Below are 21,507 nucleotides of genomic sequence, written 5' to 3' on the forward strand. Positions count from 1 at the left end.
TGATTCTTATTCTCGCACGAGCGTTACGCTCATAAGGCCAATGACCACGTCATTGGCTAGGGCTTTAAGCGTGAGGCTGCGAAGCTTTTTCTTCGGATTGAGGGGCATATCCAACACGCTGGCGGCTCCACCGTCGATGGCGCGGGTGCTGAAGCCTTTGATGCTGGTGTAGTCCTTAAAATCGCGGGTGAGCAGGCCGGTTTTGAGATGAAGGCGGAAGGGTTTGGGGGCCCCTGTATCAAAGGCGAAATCATCCTGAAAGTAGTCCTGCTCAATCGGCGCCCAGTTATCAGGGTTGCGCAGAGGCAGCGTATCGGTGGTGCCGTCGGTGTAGGTTACCACCACTTCGCCGTTCACGAGTTGGCTTTGCATAGGATTGGTGGAGCCGGCCATGAGCAGGTAGGCATGGCTGGATTTGCCCCCCAGCGGCACTGTCGCCTGATCCGCGTAATTGTCCCACTGCGACACGAACAGAATGTTCTTCTCCCCTGCCGCGCTAGGCGTGCGCAAGGGCGTACCCCAGGGCAACGCAATTTCGTTTTTGCCCCCCGCCAGCTTGCGCAAACCGGCGTCGTCGATGACGGCTTGGGTGAGCGGGTAGCACCAGTTGCCAATGCCTTGGGTGGGCAGTTGGAGCGTAGGTCCGGCGGGACGAGGCGAGAGGTATACGTTCTGAAAAATTCGCGTTACCTGGTCATTAAAATGCGGGGCTAGATTGACGGTTTCATAGCGCGCTTTGGCGACTTTGGGAGCGTCCCAGGTCAGTACTTTGTCCACGACCCGGCCGTTGCTCCATTCCACGGTCACGACATTGGAGCCGGGTACCACGAACGCAGTGGGCACTGCAATTTCTGCAGTCGTGCCGCGCGGGATTTTCAGGTTGGTAACGTACAGTTTGCGACCATTGCCTACGGTTACTTTCGCGGCTATATCTTCCGTATTATTCTGTACCCAAAACCGCAAGCCATTCGGCTGGGGGCTTTTTCAGCAATAATTTTCACGGCGTCCTGAATCTCAAAAGGCAGGGGTGCCCACCAGGAAAGTCCGCCCTGACGGAGCTGCACGAAGGCAGTGCGGGCACCTGTTGAGCCAATTACTTGAGCCGTTAGCGTCGAGCCGTTTGGGGTCGCATTGCGCAACGCTTTTTGCGGGTCGAACACCTTGGTGATGGTAGCGTGCGGGAAACGCACTTCCAGCTGGCTGTTGGCGGCATACACCGGAGCTATTGCGGCCGTGTCGGGTGCGGCACCTTGCCAAGTTATGGCTACCTCGTATTTCGCGGCTGGCGCGCTATTAATTTCAATAACCGGCTGACCTACAGCTGCCTCTAGCGCTTGCCACTTACCGGGCTGCCCGTTCACGGTTATCGACTGAATATCGTCGGCCTGGGCTTGCACCTGCATACGCAGCCGGAGCGGCTGGGCGAAGCGCGGCGTGATAGTGTAAGCATCTTGCTGTCCCTGCCGCTTAAAGTCAAAATCGATGTCAGGCACCGACAGGGCAGCGTTGTTCCAGGCGGCGGGCAAACCTGGGCGGATGGTCAAAATGCCCCCCAGCGCATCCGGTACAATGCCGAACAATCCTTCCAAGAGTGTGCGGGATGCCACACCGATAGGGTCGGCAAAGTCACGGTACAGCTCGCCGCGGTGAGCATCGTAGAAGGACACCTGCTGAATATTGCCCGGACTAGAGCCCAAATACATGCTTTCGAGCAGAGCACTTTTCCAAAGCTTAAACGCCTCATCTGTTCGCCCGGCCTGCCAGTTAGCCAGCGTAGTATGCAGCACTTCGGCTAGCGCCACATTGTTGATAGACCAGTCGTAGGGCTGCCAGTTGGTGGTGGAAAGCAGATGGTAGCCCTCATCCGGCAAGCCCGTGGCCCGCACCGGAATATGCGGAATGCTGGTATCCACATAGCGCAGGGCTTGGTAAGCCTGAAAAGCATCCGGCACATCCGAATCGAGGGCGTGATACACCGTCCAGAGAGCAGCGGCGGGGTGCAGTTGCTTCAACCCCAGCGCATCCTGATACTCGGCGTACCAACCCTGGCCCGGCATCCACAAACGGGCGTTGAGGGCCTGATGAATCTTAGTGGCTTCCTGCTGGTATGGCTCAGGATTTTGGCCCAGGCGTGTTGCTAGCTCAGCGGCCACCTTGTTGGCGAGGTAGTTATAGGCCGACGAATGAGTTACGGCGCCACCACTGTATTGCAGGGCGTCGCTGGCCCAGATGGCGGCGTAAGCGTCGTAGAGGCCGTCATTATCGGTGTCGAAGTTGCGCTTTTCCCAGGCCAGATGGCGCTGCAATACGGGCCACAGTTCGCGGGCCATGGTCAGGTCGCCGGTCCAGCGCAGGTGGCGCAGCAACGCGTCGATATAGACCAGGTTCATATCGTAGTGATGAGGGCGAAAGTCACCCCCAGGATTGCGCGAAATGTAGCCGCTGCTAAACACCGCCGTTCCCAGTTTTTCCTGGTGGCGCGCCAGGTGCAGGGCCGTATCCATGACCAGCGGCCCCACCGCCGGACTAGTCAACTGCGACTTGGCATACGACCGAAAGTGGGTTTGCGCGCGGTCGTGCCAGCCGAGTGGGTCAGCGGTATAGGCCCCGCGCCAGCCATTAAGAGGCATGCGCCAGGCAATGGAGCCGTGCAGGTATGCAGGGTCCTGCCAAATAGCATCCGCGGCAATGCTTAAGGCGCCACCTAGGGTATTGATGTAAGGGTCAGGGGTTTGCACCCGCACACGGTTAGCCAGCTTTTGCCGGGCAGCCTCGGCGCGCGTCCAAACTTGGGGCAACTCGTTGTAGCGTGGGGCGGCCGTTTCCGGCTTTTGAATGGTGAAATAGAGTGCTTCCCCGGCTTTTACCTTTATAGCGCCCGTCAGCACAGGGGTTGTTGAGTTTTGGGAGGCGTAGAGTTGGGCGGGCGATGCTTGCTGAGTAGCATCGGCAATGTGGGTTTCGGAGGTTGGTGGAACGACGCCTGTCAGCGTAGGGCGGGCAGCTGGAATGATGGCGACGGGGGGCTTTTTGCTTGCTGCCTCGGCTACTAGAGCTTCATTTTTTGGGGGCTTGGGTGGGGCGCCGAATGTTAGACGGAAGGTGTTGTTTTTTAGCTCAAATACATTGCCCTGGCAATACTCCGGCTTGAGGTAGAAGTTGGATTCGGGGTCGGCGCCGATGTCGCCGTCGCGGCTGAATTTCTTGCCCGTAGCGCCGCCGAAGGCCCACAGCAGGCGAACTTTCCCGGCGGGCACACCATCGAAGGTGGCACGAACCAGCATGCCTTCCGCGTCGGCTTGGGCCAGCACCTCCAGTTGTAGCTTACCGGCTCCCAGCAGTGCATCCTTCACTTCGTAGAGCATGGCGCCGGGCCGGTAGCGGGCCTCAATGCTATCAGCCTCAATCAGCCACTTGCTTTGGCCATCGACTAGTAAGCCGAGCTTAAAATTGCCCCCCATGCCAGGCAGGTACAGCGCAAACTCCGGTAGGTCGCCGGTTTCTACGCGGAAGGCGGTGTTGGTGCCGTAGAGCGCACGGGTGAAGCGCTTGTTGCCATTGGTGATGACGAAGTCGGAGCCGTCGGGGCGGTAGCGGAGCGTGCGGGCCTGATCGTGCCAGAGCGCTGGCGGAGTTGGCGGCGCAGATTGCGCCTGGGCGCCGGTGCTCAACAAACAAACTATGCCCACCACCAGCCAGCCTGCTACCAGTGTCGGCAGCGAATTTTTAATGAAGGTTTTTCTACAGTCGGATCTACTCATTACCCTTTTTTATGCGTGAATTTGCCCCCCAGGGCCGCAAAAAACCCGGCTCTGACCAGGCTATATTCCTGGGAGAGCCGGGCTTTACTTTACCTGCCTGTCAGCGACTTTAGTAGCCGGGATTCTGATCGTAGAGGCCGGGCGTGGCGCTTAGCTCATTCAGCGGTACGGCGTAGATAACGTCATTGGGGCCAATATTACGGCGAATCTTGCCCGAGGCGTCTTCCTTCGCAATCCAAGCATTCATGGTGGTCAGCACGGTACCGGAGCGTACCAGATCGTGCCAACGCAGACCTTCTCCGATGAATTCGCGCCGACGCTCATCCATCAGTTGGGCCATGGTCAGGCTGCCCGTAAGCGCAGGCAGTTTGGAGCGGGTGCGAATCTGGTTTACGATAGTTAATGCCTCAGCTGGCGTGCCGCCGCCACCGCGCAGAATTGCTTCGGCTTTCATGAGCAGAATATCGGCGTAGCGCATCACAATGAAGTTGATGGGCCAGTCGGTGTTGCCCGTACCGCGACCGGCAGCACTCACGTATTTTTTCAGTACAGTACGGTTTTCGGCAACGCCTGCTACTAAATAACCCGTCTGCACGCTGGCGGCCCGACGGTCATCGTTAGTTGCCAAAATGCTCAGAAAATCGGTAGAAACTGGTTTTATCTCAACCCCGCGCGAACCGAATGGAATACCCAGCGAAGTGAAGTAGTTGTCAGGTACCATCACGCCCGGATGGGTAGCGCCGTTGCCCACAATGTATTGAACATCAAATACTACTTCCGCATTATTCTCATTCGTGTACGAGAAAACGTTGGCGTAGCTTGGCAGCAAAGAGTAGCGGTTGCTGGCAATTACTTCGTTAAGCAACGCCAGAGCTTTGTCATTCTCATTACTTGCCAAACCGGGGCCATCGATATCATAGGTTGGGCCCGAACGAGTGAGATACACCAACGCTAGCAGGCCCTTCGCCGCACCCGACGTTACACGGCCCACATTGACGCCAGTATAATTCAGCGGCAGATTATCCTTGGCGAATTCCAGATCCTTGATGATCAGGTCGTATACCTCTGCTACCGAGCCGCGCGGAATTTTGGCTACTTCCTGGGGCAGCAGCGCTTTGTCGATAACCGGTACGCGGCCGAACATGCGCACCAGGTCGAAGTAGTGAAATGCACGCAGGAAGCGCGCCTCACCCTCGTAGCGTATCCGCAGCCCTTCGCCTACTACTGAGCCGTTGGCGCTCAGCTGATCGAGCATGGTGTTGGCCCGGAAAATAGCGCCGAAGTCCGATGCCCAAGTATCGGACATATAGGGACTTACTGAGAGCGTGGTGTTGAAGTTGTTGATGGCATCCCAGTCGCGTACACCCTGGCTGCTGACGCCATAAATGTTGTCGGAGCGCAGTTCAGACAAAATCAGGATGCGGTCAGGATATCCACGGAGCTGGCTGTACACCGCGTTCATGGCCTGCTCGAAGTCAATGGCGGTCTTAAAGAAAGCCGGTACCGACCCGTTGGAAATCGGGGTTTGATCGAGGTCATCTTCGCAGCTGCCCAAGGTGAGAAGGCAAGCAGTGGCGAGAAGGAGAGATATTTTTTTCATGAGAAGTAGTAGTTAGAAGCTAAGAGCTGGGATACCGGAGCAAGCCCCGACCGTCAGCTGGTGGCTGAAACTTAGAAAGTAACGTTGAGGCCCAGAACCAACGATTTAGCCAAAGGCAATCCGCCGTAGTCAACACCCGAGGTGAAGGTGCTGCCATTGTCGGTGTTCACGGCATCGGGGTTGAAGCCGCCGTAGTACTTGTCTTTGCCGAACCAGTTTTCAGCCGTTACATATACACGGGCACCCTGCATTACACTCTTGCTGACAATGCGGCCCAGGTCGTAGCCCAGCGTGATGTTGCGCACGCGGTAGTAGTCGGAAGAGTACAGCCAGTCGGTGTTCTTGATGAAGCCAAACCGAGCAGTAGCCTTGCCTTTCACACCGTCGCCGGGGTCTTCTTCCGAACGCCACCGGTCGCGGGAGCGGCCAAGGGCGTTTTCCTGGTAGCCCACGCTGGTGCGGTCGATGGCGCGGCCAAACATGGAGTAGATGTAGCCACCGTTCTGACCCTGCACAAGGAAGCTCAGATCGAAGCCTTTGTACTTGAAGGTGTTCGTGATGCCCCAGGTGTATTTAGGGTTAGGCTGACCCACAATCACGCGGTCGTTGGCGTCAATCTTACCGTCGCCGTTGGCGTCTTCGTAGCGGGGATCACCGGCCGTCTGGTTGTTGTAGAGCGCGGCGCCGTTATCGATATCAGCCTGGCTCAGGATGCCATTCTGGCGAATAACGAAGATGCTATACATCGGCTTGCCAACCTGCAATACGTTGCTGGGCAGGTCAGCTACGGAGGCTACTTCGATGGTTGCGTCGCCGGGGCCAAGGTGCTTCACTTCGTTCGCATTGTGGCTGAAGTTGAGCGAGGTAGTCCACTCCAGGGCGTTATTCAGGTTGTTGGTAGTTAATTCCACTTCCCAACCGCGGTTCTCCACTTCTCCAATGTTTACGAGGTTGTTGCCAAAGCCCGAAGCCGTGTTGATGGGTACGTTCAGGAGCAGGTCCTTGCTGGTTTTGGTGTAGTAGTCGAACGAGCCGAAGATGCGGTTCTGGAAGAAGCCCACGTCCACACCGAAGTCGATGGTGCGGTTGCGCTCCCACTTCAGCTCGGGGTTTTCTACCCGGTTCGGAGCCTGACCCGTAGCCAAAGCACCACCAAAAGTGTAGTTATAAATACCCAGGGTGGCAATGCTGTTGTAGTCGCCGATGCTGTTGTTGCCCGACAAGCCGATGCTGGCCCGCAGTTTCAGGTCGCTGAGGAGCGTAATGCTCTTCATGAACTCTTCCTGCGAAATGCGCCAGCCCACGGAGGCGGCGGGGAATACACCGAACTGATTTTGCCCCCCAAAGCGCGACGAGCCGTCGCGGCGGATGCTGGTAGAGAGCAGGTATTTACCATCGTAGCTATACTGCAAACGGCCGAAGTAAGAAATCAGGACGTTCTGGCTTTCGGTGGTGTTATTGCTGCCAGTGCCGTTGATGTTGGTAGCCGCGTTTAGGGTGGTTACTTGGTTGTTGACGAAACCGCCGGTAGCGCCGAGGCGCACGTTATCGATGCGTGAGATATTGTAGGCATAACCCGCCAGCGCCGTCAGGTCGTGCTTTTCGCCGATGACCTTGCTGTAGGTGGCCGTGTTCTCGTTCACAAACGTTTGCCGGCGGAATCCACTATAAGAGCCCGAAGCTAGCGAGGTAGGCAGATCACGCACGGCCGGCTGGTACGATTTGGCCGTTACGTCGTTGTTGTCGAAGTTGATGCTGGTGCGCAGGCGCAGGCCACTTATTACTTCGTACTCCGCAAACAGGGTGCTCAGGGTGCGGAAGGTTTTGGTTTGGCCGATGGCATTTTCCATCACGCGCACCGGGCTGGCCGTCGATACACCCCAGCGGTACACTTCGTTTTTGCCGTAGCCGGTAGCTACGCCCGCGGTGTCCTCCACGATGGGGGCCATGGATACGAGCTGATGCAGGCGGTTGTCTTTGCCCTCAATGCCCGGGTCGTCGGTGATGGAGTAAGTAGGCGTCACGTTCAGACCGAAGCGCAGCTTATTGCTGGCTTTTACTTCCACGTTGGCGCGCGCCGAGTAGCGCTTATACCCAAGTCCCACCATCATGCCCTGCTGATCGGTGTAGTTTCCTGATATGAAGTAGTTTACATTATCAGTGGCGCCGCTGGCTCCTACTTGGTAGCTCTGGGTGCGGCCTGTGCGGAAGGCTTCGTCCTGCCAGTCGATGTACTGCAAGCCGGGGTGACCGGGCTGAAACCACCGCTCATCAATCATCTGGGCGGGCACAATGTTGGTTACCCGTAGGATAGCCTGACGCTCAGCCGTGGTTTGGCTGGCGGTGCGGCCAGCGCCCGAGCGTACCCAGTTGTCGTTGATGATTTCGGCGGCCCGCTCAGCCCACTCTTCGGCGCTCAGCACGTCCAGCTTTTTGGCGGCCTGCGAAACACCAACGTAGGTATTCAGCGTGATCTGAGGCTTACCCGACTTACCTTTCTTCGTCGTGATAATAACGACGCCGTTGGCAGCGCGCGAACCGTAAATAGCGGCCGCGGCAGCATCTTTCAATACCTGAATCGACTCGATGTCGTTGGGGTTGATGTTATCGAGCGGGCTGCCGCTGGCAAAACGCCCCCCGCCATTCTGGGCTACGTTGTCGAGTGGGAAACCATCGATTACATACAGCGGCTCATTGCCGGCCGTGATGGAGCCTGCGCCCCGTACCTGCACACTAAAGCCCCGGCCGGGTACACCGGTGTTCTGCTTTACCTGCACACCCGCCATCTGGCCTACCAAGGCCTGATCGACGCGGGCAATAGGCCGCTCTTCCAAGCGGCTGGCGTCGAAGGTGGCGATGGCGCCGGTTACGTCGCCCTTCTTCTGCGTGCCGTAGCCTACTACCACGACTTCTTCCAGGCTCTTCACATCTTCAGCCATCTTAATGGTGAACGCCTGTGAGCCAGTGAAAGGGCGCTCCTGGCTTGTGAAGCCGATGAAGCTAAACACCAATGTACCAGCCGTTTCGGGTACTGATAAGCTGAAAGTACCATCGGGGCCAGTGGTGGTGCCGTTGGTAGTGCCCTTGATAACGACCGTGACGCCGGGCAAACCTTCGTTGTTTTGCGATACGACCTTACCGGTCAGCTGCCATTCGGCTACTTTATTGGTGCTGCTGGTGTGGGCTTGCACGGCCGTGATGCCCGGTCCTGCTAGCAGTAGCATTGGCAGGCATACCGCTATCGGGTAGCGCCGCCATGTGTAACTTTTCTTCATGAGTAGGTATGGGTAGGAAGTAGAGTGTTTTGACAAGACCGAGGCTTTTGAGCATGACCAAATTATTACCTCCTCTAGCCGAAACCCTCCTGTAGACTACCGCCTTGAGCCGATTCCCCTGAAATTATTTTTCCAATAATGCTTTGGACTGTGTTTTTGGCACGGCGCGCTTAGCGGTAGAGCTTACAAATACTGGCTTGGCTGCGCAAGTATCTATGGCCGTGCAGTTTGTAGTAGCGGTTACTGAGACTTATACCTCTCTTTCCAAGTGGCGGACTTTGTCAGCCGAGCATCTACTTACCTGCCCCCTTCACAGCTGTCATCCTGACGAAGGAAGGACCTTCTCACGCCAGCACGAGTTGTTACTACACGAGTTGTTCATCGGTGAAAAGGTCCTTCCTTCGTCAGGATGACAGCTGTAGAGATATAGGATAGATGGAAATAAGTGACAACGCTTCTTCAAAAAATTGTTGAGACATGTATCTCCAGTGCTGTATGGCTGATGCTTCTACATAGACACAAAAAAGCCCCCCAGTAGAGCATTTGCAGCACTGGGGGGCTTTTTTTGATGCCTGTTAACTCTAGGAGCCTAAGTAGTTGCCAAAGCCTACAACCACCGTTGAAAATACCACGACTAGGATGCCGAGCGAGATGGTGCGCATGGTCAGGCGGTTGGAGCCGCGCCACTCGTGCAAAATCAGGCCCCACATGCTGCTAAAGGCAATAATGAAGGCCATGTGCAGCGTCCAGCCGGAGAAGCGGTACTCGCCCATTTGGCTGTCGCCCATGCCGTAAAAGAAGAACTGGAAATACCAGGTAAAACCCGCCAGCGCGCAGAAAATAATGTTGCGCGCAATTGGGGCCGACATATTAGTGTAGTCGGTGTATGTCTTGTTCTTGATATTCAAATAAATGGTCCAGATGGCGTTCGTAGTAAGGCCGCCGAGCAGGATGATCACCAGGATGGCATTGTTGGCGTAGAGTGGATTTGTGCCGTTATCCGTCGCTAGTTCCGCAATAGATTGGCCAGCGGTTAGGCCGAAAGAAAAACAGGCGCTCATCACGCCTGAAAACACGGCCACAAGCAGGCCCTTACGCATATCGAATTCGGCCACGCCGGCTTGTTTTTCTTCCGTGGTCTGGTGCTTTTCTTTCATCACGCCGGCCATCCCACAAATCAGGATACCCGCCACGCATACCACCAACCCCATGATAATTACCTTGCCGGACAGGGTGCTGATCAGGGCCGGAAAAGTACCTTCCCAAATAGGCGGCACCAATGTTCCAAACACGGCGCATAAGCCTAGGGTGACGGCCATCCCCAGCGATAACCCCAAGTAGCGCATGGCGAGGCCAAACGTCAGGCCACCGAAGCCCCACAGAATGCCCCAGAAGTAGGTCCAGAGAATGGTTTCGGTGTCTGCCTGGGCCAGCACCCCGAATAGGTTAGGCACGGTGAGGTAGCCAAGCAACAGGGGCGCCATTAGCCAGGAAAAAAGCCCCCCCACGAGCCAATAGCTCTCCCAGGCCCAGCCATTTACTTTCTTGTAAGGCAGATAAAAGCTGCCGGAGGCGAAACCGCCTAGTGCGTGGAGCACCACTCCCAGAAAAACACTCATAAGTCGAAGTTGTTGGTCGTGTTGTTTTACCAAATCTGCCTTAATCGATTACCGGAACCCTCCTGTTCTCTCCTGAAAGCAGGAAACTACAGCCCAGCAGGGAATAAATCGGCGAAAAGCAGACAGTTGCAAGAATTTATTTCGTCCGCGAACAGGAGAGTGCAGGAGTTTTACTGCGTACACTTCCTCTTCTTTTGTGAGCAATCTAATTATCCGGTTTTCGCCCCTCAAATCAGCAGCCTCAATATGGAAAAAACGCTCACCTTTCAGCACGTCAGTTACTTGTGGGATGAGGCCCAAGCGGCGGCACTAGCCAGCGACGAAGTAGCGCTATTCATTTACCGCTCCAACCTGCTCGGGGCCGATTTGCGCCTGACCAACTACGCGGGCGGCAATACCTCCGTTAAAATCACCGAAACTGACCCCGTAACTGGCGAGCAAGTGCCCGTGATGTGGGTAAAAGGCTCGGGCGGCGACATCGGCACTCTCACCAAAGCCGGCTGCGCCAACCTTTACGTCGAGAAACTGCACCAACTGAAAAACCGCTACCGCGGCCTGGAGCACGAAGACGAGATGGTAGAACTGTTCAACCATTGCCTCTTCGACCCCAAGTGCGCCGCGCCCTCCATTGATACGCCCCTGCACGGCCTGCTGCCTTTCAAGCATATCGACCACCTTCACCCCGATGCACTCATTGCCATTGCCGCCAGCCAAGACGGGGAGCAAATCATGCGCGAGATCTGGGGCGACACGATGGCGTGGCTGCCCTGGCAGCGACCCGGCTTCGATCTGGGCTTACAGCTCGAAAAAGTAGTGTTGGAAAACCCCAACCTGCGCGGCGTAATTCTCGGCGGACACGGCTTGTTTACCTGGGGCGACACGTCGTACGAGTCGTACATGAACACCTTAGAAGTAATTGAGCAAGCCGCTGCTTATCTGGAAAGCAACTACGGTAAGCAAAAGCCTGTATTTGGTGGCGTAAAGCTCTCGAATGGCCCCGATGCAGCCACGCGCAAGCAGCAAGCTGCTGCTATTATGCCTACGCTGCGCGGCTTGGCATCCGGCCACCGTCGGATGCTGGGTCACTTTACCGATGATCCGCGCGTGCTGGAGTTTGTGAACTCGAACGACTTAGCGCGTTTGGCGCAAAAAGGCACCAGCTGCCCCGACCACTTCCTGCGCACCAAAATTCGCCCCCTGGTCCTCGACCCGGAGGTGATGAGCCAGCCATTGGCGGAAGTAAAAACCTATTTGCAAGAGCATTTTGCGGCCTACCGCCAAGATTATGCGGCCTATTATGAGCGTAGCAAGCACGCCAACAGCCCGGCCATGCGCGACGCCAATCCGGTTATCATTTTATGGCCCGGTGTGGGCATGTTTGCCTTCGCTAAAGATAAGCAGACGGCTCGTGTAGCCGCCGAGTTCTACACCAACGCTATCAACGTGATGAAGGGCGCGGAAGCGGTGAGCACCTACGTTGGTTTGCCTGAGCAGGAAGCGTTTGACATTGAATACTGGTTGCTGGAAGAAGCTAAGCTCCAGCGCATGGCGCCCCCTAAGTCGCTCTCGGGGAAGGTGGCCTTTGTTACGGGTGGTACGGGCGGTATCGGCAAAGCAATATGCGAGGCCCTGCTGCAACAGGGTGCTTGCATCGTCGCTGCCGACCGTGCCGACCTGGACGAAACCCAAGCCGATTTGCGCAAGCAATATGGCAAAGACAGCTCTTTGGCCGTAGGCATTGAAGTTACGAGCGCAGACGGTATTGCCGAGGCCCTGCGCCAGAGCGTACTGCAATTTGGCGGCGTGGATATCATTGTCAACTGCGCGGGGCTGAGCATTTCCAAGCCTTTGGCCGAGACCACGCAAGCCGACTGGGATATCCTCAACGATGTGCTGGTGAAAGGTCAGTTTCTGGTGAGTCAGGCCGCTGTGGAGATTCTGCGCCAGCAGGCTTTAGGCGGAGATATTGTGAACATCGCCAGCAAAAATGGTCTGGTGGCTGGTCCGAACAACGTGGCCTATGGCACGGCCAAAGCAGCGCAGCTGCACATGTCGCGCCTCTTGGCCGCCGAGCTCGGCCCCGACAAGATTCGCGTGAACACCGTGAACCCCGATGCCGTGCTACGCGGCTCCAAAATCTGGGAAGGCGCTTGGGCACAAGGTCGCGCTAAGGCTTACGGTATTTCGGTGGAAGAATTGCCCCAGCACTACGCCAAGCGCACTTTACTCGGCGAAGAGTTATTGGCTGAAGACATTGCCAAAGCCGTGCGCGTGTTCGTCGATGGAAGCCTAAGCAAGTCTACGGGCAATGTGCTCAACGTTGATGGCGGCGTAGCGATGGCCTTCGTGCGCTAAACGAATAAGATAGAAAAGAAGGGCCGGCTTAGTAGTCGGCCCTTCTTTTTTTGTCCTCGCAAAAATTCTATGCGCTATGTATCAGGTGTGTTCGATTAAACACGCAGAAATCTAACGACCTAAGCCGGATCCTACCGGGGGATTTTTTGCAAGACGTGAATTGCGGGAACGTTCCCGGCAACGATGGCATAATGAAATCCAGTCAATCGTTTCCAATTGAACTTTAATCTCCTTAATTTAAGCCTAGGTAGCTTAATTGCACCTGAACCGTATGCCGCAGACACACGAAAAAAGCGAATGATTTTCCGTGTTTTCTCTCAGCGCTAGTTTCTCCCACCCAACTATCCGCTATGGCCGTCTTACTTCCGCCTAATCAGAGCATGTACAAGTTGCAGTTTAAGCCTTTCGACAAAACCCCTAAGTACAAGCAGATTGTGCAGTCGGTGATAACCGATATTGAGCGGGGAACCCTAAAGAAAGGCGACCAACTGCCCTCCATCAGTGAGCTAAGCGCCGAATACTACCTGGCCCGCGACACCGTCGAAAAAGCGTATCGGGAGCTGCGGGAGCGGGGTTTTTGCACTTCGGTGCAGGGCAAGGGCTACTACGTGCAGGCCACTGATGCCACCAAGATCAAAATCCTGCTGGTATTCAACAAGCTCAGCTCCTACAAGAAGATCATCTATTACGCTTTCCTGCAAGCCCTGGGCGACCGCGCTACCGTCGATCTACAAATTCATCACTACAGCGCCCACCTGTTTCAGGAAATAATTGAGAAGAACCTGGGCAAGTACAACTACTATGTGGTGATGCCCCACTTTGCACTCGATCTGGATAAAGCCGACTACCGAAGCGTTCTTAATTCCATTCCCGCAAACGAATTAGTACTGCTCGATAAGGACCTGCCCGACATAAAACGCGATGTACTGACCGTATATCAGGACTTCGACAAGGACATTTTTACGGCCTTGGAAGGCGTGCAGGATTTGCTGGAAAAATACGAGCGCATGGTGCTGGTACTGCCCAGCGTCGGCAACAATTATCCGGTGGAAATTGCTTGGGGTTTTCGCACGTTTTGCATCAACTACAACAAGGGTTTTTCGGTCAAGGAAAACGCCATAAATGAAGTGCTGGAAGCCGGCACCGCTTACGTAGTAGTGGAGACTACTGACCTGGCAGAACTGATGAAAAAAGTACGTCAAACGCCTTTCTTGCTGGGTCGCGAAATCGGTATTTTATCGTTCAATGCCAGCACGCTGAAGGAGCTGTTGGGCATTACGGTTATCACCACTGATTTTGAGGCTATGGGCCGCACGGCCGCGGAGCTTTTGCTTGAGAAGCAGCGCGTAAAAGTCAAGAATCCATTCTACACCATTCGGCGCGGGTCGTTGTAAGAGCAGTAGTCTCAAAAAGACCCTTTCTGCTCATCGGGGGCTTTTTTTGTAGAGAAACATAGTTGTGTCTCGTCGTTGCGTAGCACAACGTTCTACTTAAACCGTTCAATGCGGAGAGGCAAAGTAAAGTGCCTCAATTCCGTATTGACAACACGAATTAGTTCAGGGCGAGGAGAAGCAACTGAGTGCTTCTCCTCGCCTTTTTTCTCTCACTTAATAGGCCAGTAGTTTGGGGCAGATTTAATCCAGTAAAAAAGCCCCCCGCACAGGAGAGTTCAGAACAGTTTGGGCGGACAATGGTGCTAGGTTGCTTCTCTGAAAAAAGCTGTGTTTTTAGTCTGGGTGGCTAACCTGCTAAACCGAAGCTGCCCGACCCTGATCTTCCCACTATCGACCCCTACCCTACTATGCTTTCCGACCAACAAATTCAGGACCTTAACCAACCGCTGTTGAGTGAGCACCAGCTCCGCTTCAGCTATCTGGCCGACATGCTGGCCCGCCGTAGCCTCGACGCGCAAGATGTGATCCGGCAGCTCGTTGAATTTCAGGTAGCTATTCCAAGCTGGGCCCTGGGTACGGGCGGCACGCGCTTTGGGCGCTACCCATCGGGGGGCGAACCGCGCAGCCTTGAGGAGAAGATTAGTGATGTGGCACTACTTAATCGTCTTAATCGCTCTTCGAACTCGATTTCCCTGCATATTCCGTGGGATATTCCGAAGGATATTGCCGCGCTCCAGCAGCAACTGCAAGCGGAAGGGCTGACAATTGATTCGATGAACTCGAATACGTTTCAGGACCAGAAAGACCAGCCAGTATCTTACAAGTTTGGCTCGCTGAGTCACACGGAAGAAGGTGTTCGGCAGCAGGCCATTCAGCATAATATTGAGTGCGTAGAATACGGCAAGCAGCTGGGGGCCAAAATTCATACGGTGTGGCTCGCTGATGGCTCTAATTTTCCGGGTCAGCAACACCTGCGCCGCGCGTATCAGCGCACGGCCGAATCGTTGGCCAGCATCTACGAAGCCATGCCTTCGGACATGACGATGCTGATCGAGTACAAACCTTACGAGCCGCACTTCTACTCCATGGTTATTCCGGATTGGGGCACGTCGTATTCGCTGTGTCAGTATCTGGGCAAGAATGCACAAGTGTTGGTTGATTTAGGCCATCATTTACCGAACACCAATATTGAGCAGATTGTGGGCCGCTTGCTGCATTTCGGGCGTTTGGGGGGCTTTCACTTCAACGGGTCCATGTACGGCGACGACGACCTGACCACGGGCAGCATCAAGCCGTATCAGCTCTTCCTGATTTTCAACGAGCTGGTAGATGGCGCTCAGGACACGGCCGTGACGAACCCAGCTGTAGCCTACATGATTGACGCCAGCCACAACACCAAAGATCCGCTGGAAGACTTGCTCCAATCGGTGGAAAGCATCCTAGGAGCTTACGCCAAAGCCTTACTGGTAGACCGCGCAGCCCTGCAAGAAGCCCAGGATAATAATGACGTGGTGCGGGCCGAAGAAATCCTGCGCGACGCCTTCCTCACCGATGTACGGCCGCTTGTGGCCGAAGCCTACAGCCAAGGTGGCGGGGCGCTCAACCCCATTGCGGCCTACCGCGCCGGCAAAATTCGGGAGCAGCTTATTCAGCAACGCGGCAAATTCAGTCTGTCTACTGGCTTATGAAAAAGTCTATCTACGCCGTGTTTGATGTTGGCAAGACCAACAAAAAAGTCTTGCTTTTCGATGAGGATCGGCAGATCATTGACGAGCACCAGCAGGTATGTCTGGAAACCGTAGATGAGGAAGGATTTCCGTGCGAAACGCTCACGCGGCTTTCGCAGTGGGTGCAGGACCGCTGGCACGCTCTGCGACATAATCCGCACTACAATCTGAAGGGAGTGAATTTCACTTCCTACGGCGCCAGCTTTGTGCACCTTGGCGCCAATGGGCAGCCCATATTGCCGCTCTACAATTACCTAAAGCCGATGCCACCAGCCTTGATGGCTCAGTTTTACGCTGAGCTTGATCAGGGCCCCGTTGACTTTGCTACGGCTACCTGCTCGCCGCAAATGGGAATGCTTAACTCCGGTATGCAGCTGTATTGGCTCAAGCAAACCAAGCCCGAGCATTACGCTCGCATTCGTACGTCGCTGCATTTGCCGCAGTATCTCTCGTACCTGATTAGCGGTGAAGCTTTTAGCGATTATACCTCCGTCGGTTGCCACACGGGCCTCTGGGATTTCAAGCGCAACCAATACCACGACTGGGTATACCGCGAGGGCATCGACGACAAATTAGCCCCCCTGACTAAAGACTCGATTGCTTCCGTGGTCGATGGCATTTTGGTGGGCGTTGGCTTGCATGATAGCTCGGCGGCGTTGCTCCCGTATATGCAACAGGATGAGAAGCCTTTCCTGTTAATTTCAACGGGCACCTGGGCTGTGACGCTTAGTCCCTTCAATCGAGAGCCACTCACGCCGGAGCTGTTGCGCCGCGACTGCCTGAGTTTCCTTTCGCCCAAGGGCGAGATGACTAAAGCATCACGGGTATTTTTCGGTCGCGAGCATGACTTTCAGGTGCAGCGTATTGCTCACCACTTTCACGTAAAGCCCGATTTTTACCACTCCTTGATGCTGGCCCGGCCTTACGATGAAGCCTCGCATGACTTTCAGCCGTGGTGCATGCGCGGCACCGGTCCCTTCCCGGAGCGGCACGCGAAAGAGTGGGATCTATCGGGCTTTACTACTGCGGGTGATGCATACCATCACCTCATGCACGGCCTCATGGATATTCTCACCGAATCCATCAACCTGATTCGGCGCGACGAGAAGCTGATTTACGTGGATGGTGGCTTCGCCCGCAACCCGTTGTTCATGCAGATTCTCGGCTGGAATTTCCCCGACGCGAAAATCAAGACTCTGGAAGTACCTCAAGCTACTGCCCTTGGTGCCTTGATTCATTTAGAACAAGGTGAAGCTTGGAAGAAAACGCAATTGCTATTCTCCTAATATCCACAACGACAATTCCCCTCCTCATCTGAGGAGGGGACGCCGCGCTAACAGCGCGGCTGGGGTGGTTGAGGGCGTGGCTGATGTTGTTTGGAAGGTTACAAAGGCGGTCATGCAGAGCAGAGCGAAGCATCTCGCGTGCTGACGAAAGGTTAGTAACATAACGGAACAAGCTACTTCGCTTTGCTCTGCATAAAGTTCAGCCAAACACCTAAACAACATCAGCCACGAGCTCAACCACCCCAGCTTCGGCTTCGCCAAAGCATCCCCTCCTCATCCGAGGAGGGGAGCTTCGTCCTGAATTCATCTCTTTCCTCTTCATGAAAGTTGCTTTATTCATTCCCTGTTACGTTGATCAGTTTTATCCGCAAGTAGGTATTGCTACCTATCAATTGCTGCAAAAACTGGGGATACAGGCTGCCTTCCCGCAGAAGCAAACCTGCTGCGGCCAGCCGATGGCTAACAGCGGCTGTGAGCAGGACGCTATTCCCGTTTACCATCACTTCGTCGATACCTTTCAGGGCTACGACTACGTCGTAGCGCCAGCGGGCAGCTGCGTGTATCATGTGCGCAAGCATTTCAATATTATCGAGCAGACTCCGGCTGTGCAACATGTGCGCGAGACCACTTACGATCTGATTGATTTTATCACTACTATTCTCGGCGTCACGGAAATACCAGGTGTATTTCCGCACAAAGTAGGTTTGCACCTGAGCTGCCACGGACAGCGCGGTTTGCACCAAGCAAATGAATCGGAAATAACCCCAGTTCGCGATGGGTATTTGCGGCGTCTGCTAAAGTCCCTAGATGGCATTGAGCTAACGGAACTCGACCGCAACGATGAGTGCTGCGGATTTGGTGGCACTTTCTGCGTGTCGGAGGCCGCTATTTCGGCGCGCATGGGGCAGGACAGAGTGCAGGATCACCTACGAAACGGCACGCGGGTGCTTACGGGCGGCGATATGTCGTGCCTGATGCACTTGGAGGGCATTGTGCGACGCCAAAAGCTACCCATGCGGGTGATGCACGCCGCCGAAATATTGAATGGCACCATCTTATGAGTCACCCCAAACGAGCGGAAGTCTTTACCCGCGATGCAGAGCGCACCACTTGGCACGATGAAACCTTGTGGTTTGTGCGCCAAAAGCGCGATAAGGCCGTGTATGCGGTGCCCGAGTTTCAGGAGCTGCGCGAGCTGGCCTCCCAGATCAAAACGCATACACTGAGCCGCCTAGCTGACTACTTAGAGCAGTTCGAAGCGCAGGCCAAGGCAAATGGTGTGCACGTGCATTGGGCGGCCAACGCAGAAGAGCACAACGCCATTGTGCTCGATATTATTCGGCAGGAAAAGGCCAGCAGCATTGTCAAAAGCAAGTCGATGCTAACGGAAGAATGCCACCTAAATCCCTACCTGCTGCGCCACGGCGTGGAGATTGTGGATACGGACTTGGGGAACGCATCGTGCAGTTGCGGCAAGAGTCGCCGAGCCACTTGGTGCTGCCGGCCATTCACTTGAAGAAGGAAGACGTGGGCGCCACGTTTTTTAAGCACTTGGGCACGGCGGAGGGCGAAGTCGATCCGCAGGTTCTCACCGAAGCGGCGCGTCAGCACTTACGCGCCAGGTTTTTGGCGGCTGAGATAGCTATTTCGGGGGTTAATTTTGCCATTGCCGAAACGGGCAGCATTGTCGTTTGCACCAACGAAGGCAACGCTGACTTGGCCGTTAACCTGGCGCGGGTGCACATTGCCAGCATGGGCATTGAAAAGCTGATTCCCCGCCTTTCTGATCTAAGCGTGTTCACGCGCCTGCTGGCCCGTAGTGCCACTGGCCAGCCCGCCACTACTTACACGTCGCACTTCAGCCGGCCTGCCGCGGGCAAGGAAATGCACGTGATTTTGGTAGATAATGGCCGCACGCAGCAGCTCGGTCGCCCCGATTTTCGGGCCTCCCTAAAGTGCATTCGGTGTGGTGCCTGCATGAATACCTGCCCAGTGTACCGCCGCAGCGGCGGCCACAGCTATGACTTCACCGTACCAGGGCCGATTGGGGCTATTCTGTCGCCCAACATCGACATGCGCCAGCATGCTTCGTTACCGTTTGCCTCCACGCTCTGTGGCTCCTGCACGGATGTGTGCCCGGTGAAGATTGATATTCACACCCAGCTTTACAAGTGGCGCCAAGTGATTGCGGCCGCTGATGAAATTCCGGCTAGTAAGAAGTGGAGCATGCGTCTGCTGAGTCGGGTGCTAGCCCGGCCGGGTATGTACGAGTTGGGGGGCAAATTTGCCCGCACGGGTCTGCGTTTTGTACCCCACGCCCTCACCCACGCACCCGGTTACAACCCGTGGGCCATTGCCCGCGAACTACCCGAGCCGCCACCCCAAAGCTTCCGCGAATGGTTCAAGCAAACCAATCCCAAACCATGACGGCCACTTCTCGTGAGCGAATTCTGGCCGCGACCCGCGCCAATCACTTCGAAGAAAACCCATTACCTACCGTGCCTTCGTTTGATGGCAACAATACAGTGGAGCGCTTCACAGAAGTTCTGCAAAGCATTGGGGGGCAATTTGTGCGTGTTTCAGCGGGCCAATCACTCGCAGAAGTAGTACAGCGGCTTTTCCCATCTGCTGGTCCGCTCGCTTCTCCCCTGCTTCCCGCTACAATTTTCATCGACGAGCAAACGCCGACTGCTGTGCTCAACACGGTAGATGTGGCCGTGTTGGGGGGCGAATTCGGCGTAGCTGAAAATGCCTGCATTTGGCTACCCGAAGCAAACATGCTACACCGGGCTTTGCCCTTGATAACCCAACATCTGGTGCTCGTGCTTTCGCAGCAAAACATTGTGGCTACCATGCACCAGGCTTATGCCCGAGTGCAAGACGTAGGTGGCTATGGCATGTTCATCGCGGGCCCATCCAAAACGGCTGATATTGAGCAGTCGTTGGTTATCGGAGCCCACGGTGCCCGTAGCCTTACCGTGCTTTTGTCTTAGTACACGCCGCTTCACTGAAAAAAGCGTGGCCCTATACGATGTTAAGTATAGGGCCACGCTTTTTTCAGTGAAGCGAAACAATGCTTTGGTCAATTCCTTAGAATAACCGGTCTTTGAGAAGAGAACTTCAGGGCCGGTAGATAAACTGGTGGCGTAGCACACAGAAACACTTCATGAGGAAGCAAGACGTACTAAATGAGATTCAAGCCGGTAAAGATGAAGAATACTACCGGCTTGTCACCGATGCCGCGCTGTACTATGCTGTAGCGGGTTTTCTGCCTGAAGCTACGGAACTACTGCGGGCGCTTTGGCAACAGCTTCCCCATAGTCGCCATGTGTGGCTGCAGGATCAGGCGTTTATAGTGTTGTGGCAGGTGGCAGGCATGTCGGTTCCGGAGGCTCCGTTTCCCCTGCAGGTTATTGACGATATCGAGTGGCGACATCGCGGCTACCTCGGCGGCGACCGGTACGCATATCCGATGCCAGCCGTGGAATGGTCGGAGTTGCGGGGCAAGAACGCCTTCCGGCAAGCCCAAGCCTGGTTTACCTCCGGAGACTATGATCCGCAAATTCTTGTGCTGCTCCAGCATGCTTTGCAACAACCCCAAGAACTAGCCGACTATGAGTTAGGCGACGCGGTATGCATTGGTGCTGAAGTTGCGGCCAAGGCCGGCAATGAAAAGCTGACCCTTGCCATATTGCATAAGTGGCCTTATTATGCCGCCCCCGACAACCCGAATTGGTTTTTTGCTAAGCTGGCTTCTAGCCGTCACGTCGCTCCAATGTTGTTGCGTGGAGTGCTTACCGCCAATCTGGGCTTGACCTTGGAAACTTGCCGGCAGGATGTAGGTAAGCTGATTGCAGCCTTAAACCGCCGCATGATTCAGGGTCCTGAACCTTTATACGCCCACCTCACTTGGCCAGAGTTGCTCGCTCGATTAAACCAACTAGCGTTGGCCGCCGAGCCCGACTTGCTGGATATGAACCAGTGGCCACAGGACTGGATTGGGCGGGAGCCTGCCAGCGGAGCGGAAATTACCCATCAGGAGCAGCAACTCGGAATAGAGTTGCCTGCCGACTACAAATCCTTTTTGCGGGTTTCCAACGGCCTAGCTAATTTCTCGGGAACTGACCCGCAACTACTGCCTGTGACTGAAATCAATTGGTATCAGCATGCGGAAGATCCGGAGTTGTATGAGATTGCCAAAACCTACTTCGACGCTGAGAGTGACGAGGAAGAGGCTACCATCGCGGCCTCCGTGGAACGGGCTGTGCTGATCAGCAGCCTCGACCACGAACAGTTACTGTGGCTGATTGCGCCACAACAGCCCGGTGATGCCTGGCAGACATGGTTTTTCGCCTCCTGGCTACCTGGCGAAACACGCTATTCCAGTTTTCGGGCCTACGTGGAAGAACAACTTAAGACGCTGGAGCAGCAAAACGCTTAGTCCCAAAGCAGAGTTTGCTGAGTTCTAAAATAAAAAGCGGCCTCTATGA

Annotated in this window: 12 protein-coding genes and 1 pseudogene; 8 read left to right on the forward strand and 5 right to left on the reverse strand. The window is 55.3% G+C overall.

The window, feature by feature from the left end:
• Positions 1 to 6: 6 nt before the first annotated feature.
• The 5 genes from EPD59_RS14295 to rhaT all read right to left on the reverse strand — a co-directional run bounded on the left by EPD59_RS14295 (position 7) and on the right by rhaT (position 10,255).
• A complete protein-coding gene (locus EPD59_RS14295; protein ID WP_133273375.1) occupies positions 7 to 963 on the reverse strand; it encodes a hypothetical protein in 957 nt (318 codons plus the stop codon).
• Positions 927 to 3,761 (reverse strand): DUF4450 domain-containing protein, encoded by a 2,835-nt coding sequence (locus EPD59_RS14300; protein ID WP_133273376.1) that lies wholly within the window; start codon positions 3,759 to 3,761, stop codon positions 927 to 929. The genes EPD59_RS14295 and EPD59_RS14300 overlap by 37 nt, the downstream gene beginning before the upstream one ends.
• Positions 3,762 to 3,870: 109 nt before the next feature.
• Positions 3,871 to 5,361 (reverse strand): RagB/SusD family nutrient uptake outer membrane protein, encoded by a 1,491-nt coding sequence (locus EPD59_RS14305; protein WP_133273377.1) that lies wholly within the window; start codon positions 5,359 to 5,361, stop codon positions 3,871 to 3,873.
• A gap of 71 nt (positions 5,362 to 5,432) precedes the next feature.
• Complete coding sequence (locus EPD59_RS14310) at positions 5,433 to 8,636, reverse strand: SusC/RagA family TonB-linked outer membrane protein (RefSeq protein WP_133273378.1); 3,204 nt, start codon at positions 8,634 to 8,636, stop codon at positions 5,433 to 5,435.
• A gap of 581 nt (positions 8,637 to 9,217) precedes the next feature.
• Positions 9,218 to 10,255, reverse strand: a complete 1,038-nt coding sequence (gene rhaT / locus EPD59_RS14315) for an L-rhamnose/proton symporter RhaT (RefSeq protein ID WP_133273379.1) — start codon at positions 10,253 to 10,255, stop codon at positions 9,218 to 9,220.
• 246 nt (positions 10,256 to 10,501) lie between these two features.
• Between rhaT and EPD59_RS14320 the strand changes: the two genes are divergently transcribed.
• The 8 genes and pseudogenes from EPD59_RS14320 (at position 10,502) to EPD59_RS14355 (ending at position 21,458) form a co-directional block, all read left to right on the forward strand.
• Positions 10,502 to 12,610: a bifunctional aldolase/short-chain dehydrogenase gene (locus EPD59_RS14320; protein WP_133273380.1), complete on the forward strand. Its 2,109-nt coding sequence runs from the start codon at positions 10,502 to 10,504 to the stop codon at positions 12,608 to 12,610.
• A 350-nt stretch (positions 12,611 to 12,960) separates the two neighbouring features.
• Positions 12,961 to 14,004, forward strand: a complete 1,044-nt coding sequence (locus EPD59_RS14325; RefSeq protein ID WP_240731417.1) for a GntR family transcriptional regulator — start codon at positions 12,961 to 12,963, stop codon at positions 14,002 to 14,004.
• 407 nt (positions 14,005 to 14,411) lie between these two features.
• On the forward strand, positions 14,412 to 15,692 hold the full coding sequence (locus EPD59_RS14330; RefSeq protein WP_133273381.1) for a TIM barrel protein: 1,281 nt from the start codon (positions 14,412 to 14,414) through the stop codon (positions 15,690 to 15,692).
• Positions 15,689 to 17,017, forward strand: a complete 1,329-nt coding sequence (locus EPD59_RS14335; protein WP_133273382.1) for an FGGY-family carbohydrate kinase — start codon at positions 15,689 to 15,691, stop codon at positions 17,015 to 17,017. Before EPD59_RS14330 ends, EPD59_RS14335 begins: the two co-directional genes overlap by 4 nt.
• 320 nt (positions 17,018 to 17,337) lie before the next feature.
• Positions 17,338 to 18,078 (forward strand): (Fe-S)-binding protein, encoded by a 741-nt coding sequence (locus EPD59_RS14340; RefSeq protein ID WP_133273383.1) that lies wholly within the window; start codon positions 17,338 to 17,340, stop codon positions 18,076 to 18,078.
• Positions 18,075 to 19,444: pseudogene (locus EPD59_RS14345) on the forward strand (lactate utilization protein B). Before EPD59_RS14340 ends, EPD59_RS14345 begins: the two are co-directional and overlap by 4 nt.
• Positions 19,441 to 20,010, forward strand: coding sequence for a LutC/YkgG family protein (locus EPD59_RS14350; RefSeq protein WP_133273384.1), 570 nt, complete (start codon positions 19,441 to 19,443; stop codon positions 20,008 to 20,010). The pseudogene EPD59_RS14345 and the gene EPD59_RS14350 overlap by 4 nt, the downstream one beginning before the upstream one ends.
• Before the next feature lie 173 nt (positions 20,011 to 20,183).
• The gene (locus EPD59_RS14355) at positions 20,184 to 21,458 is read left to right on the forward strand and encodes an SMI1/KNR4 family protein (RefSeq protein ID WP_133273385.1); all 1,275 of its coding nucleotides are present in this window, start codon (positions 20,184 to 20,186) and stop codon (positions 21,456 to 21,458) included.
• The last annotated feature ends 49 nt before the right edge of the window (positions 21,459 to 21,507 follow it).

The organism is Hymenobacter radiodurans, from assembly GCF_004355185.1.
GTDB lineage: Bacteria > Bacteroidota > Bacteroidia > Cytophagales > Hymenobacteraceae > Hymenobacter > Hymenobacter radiodurans.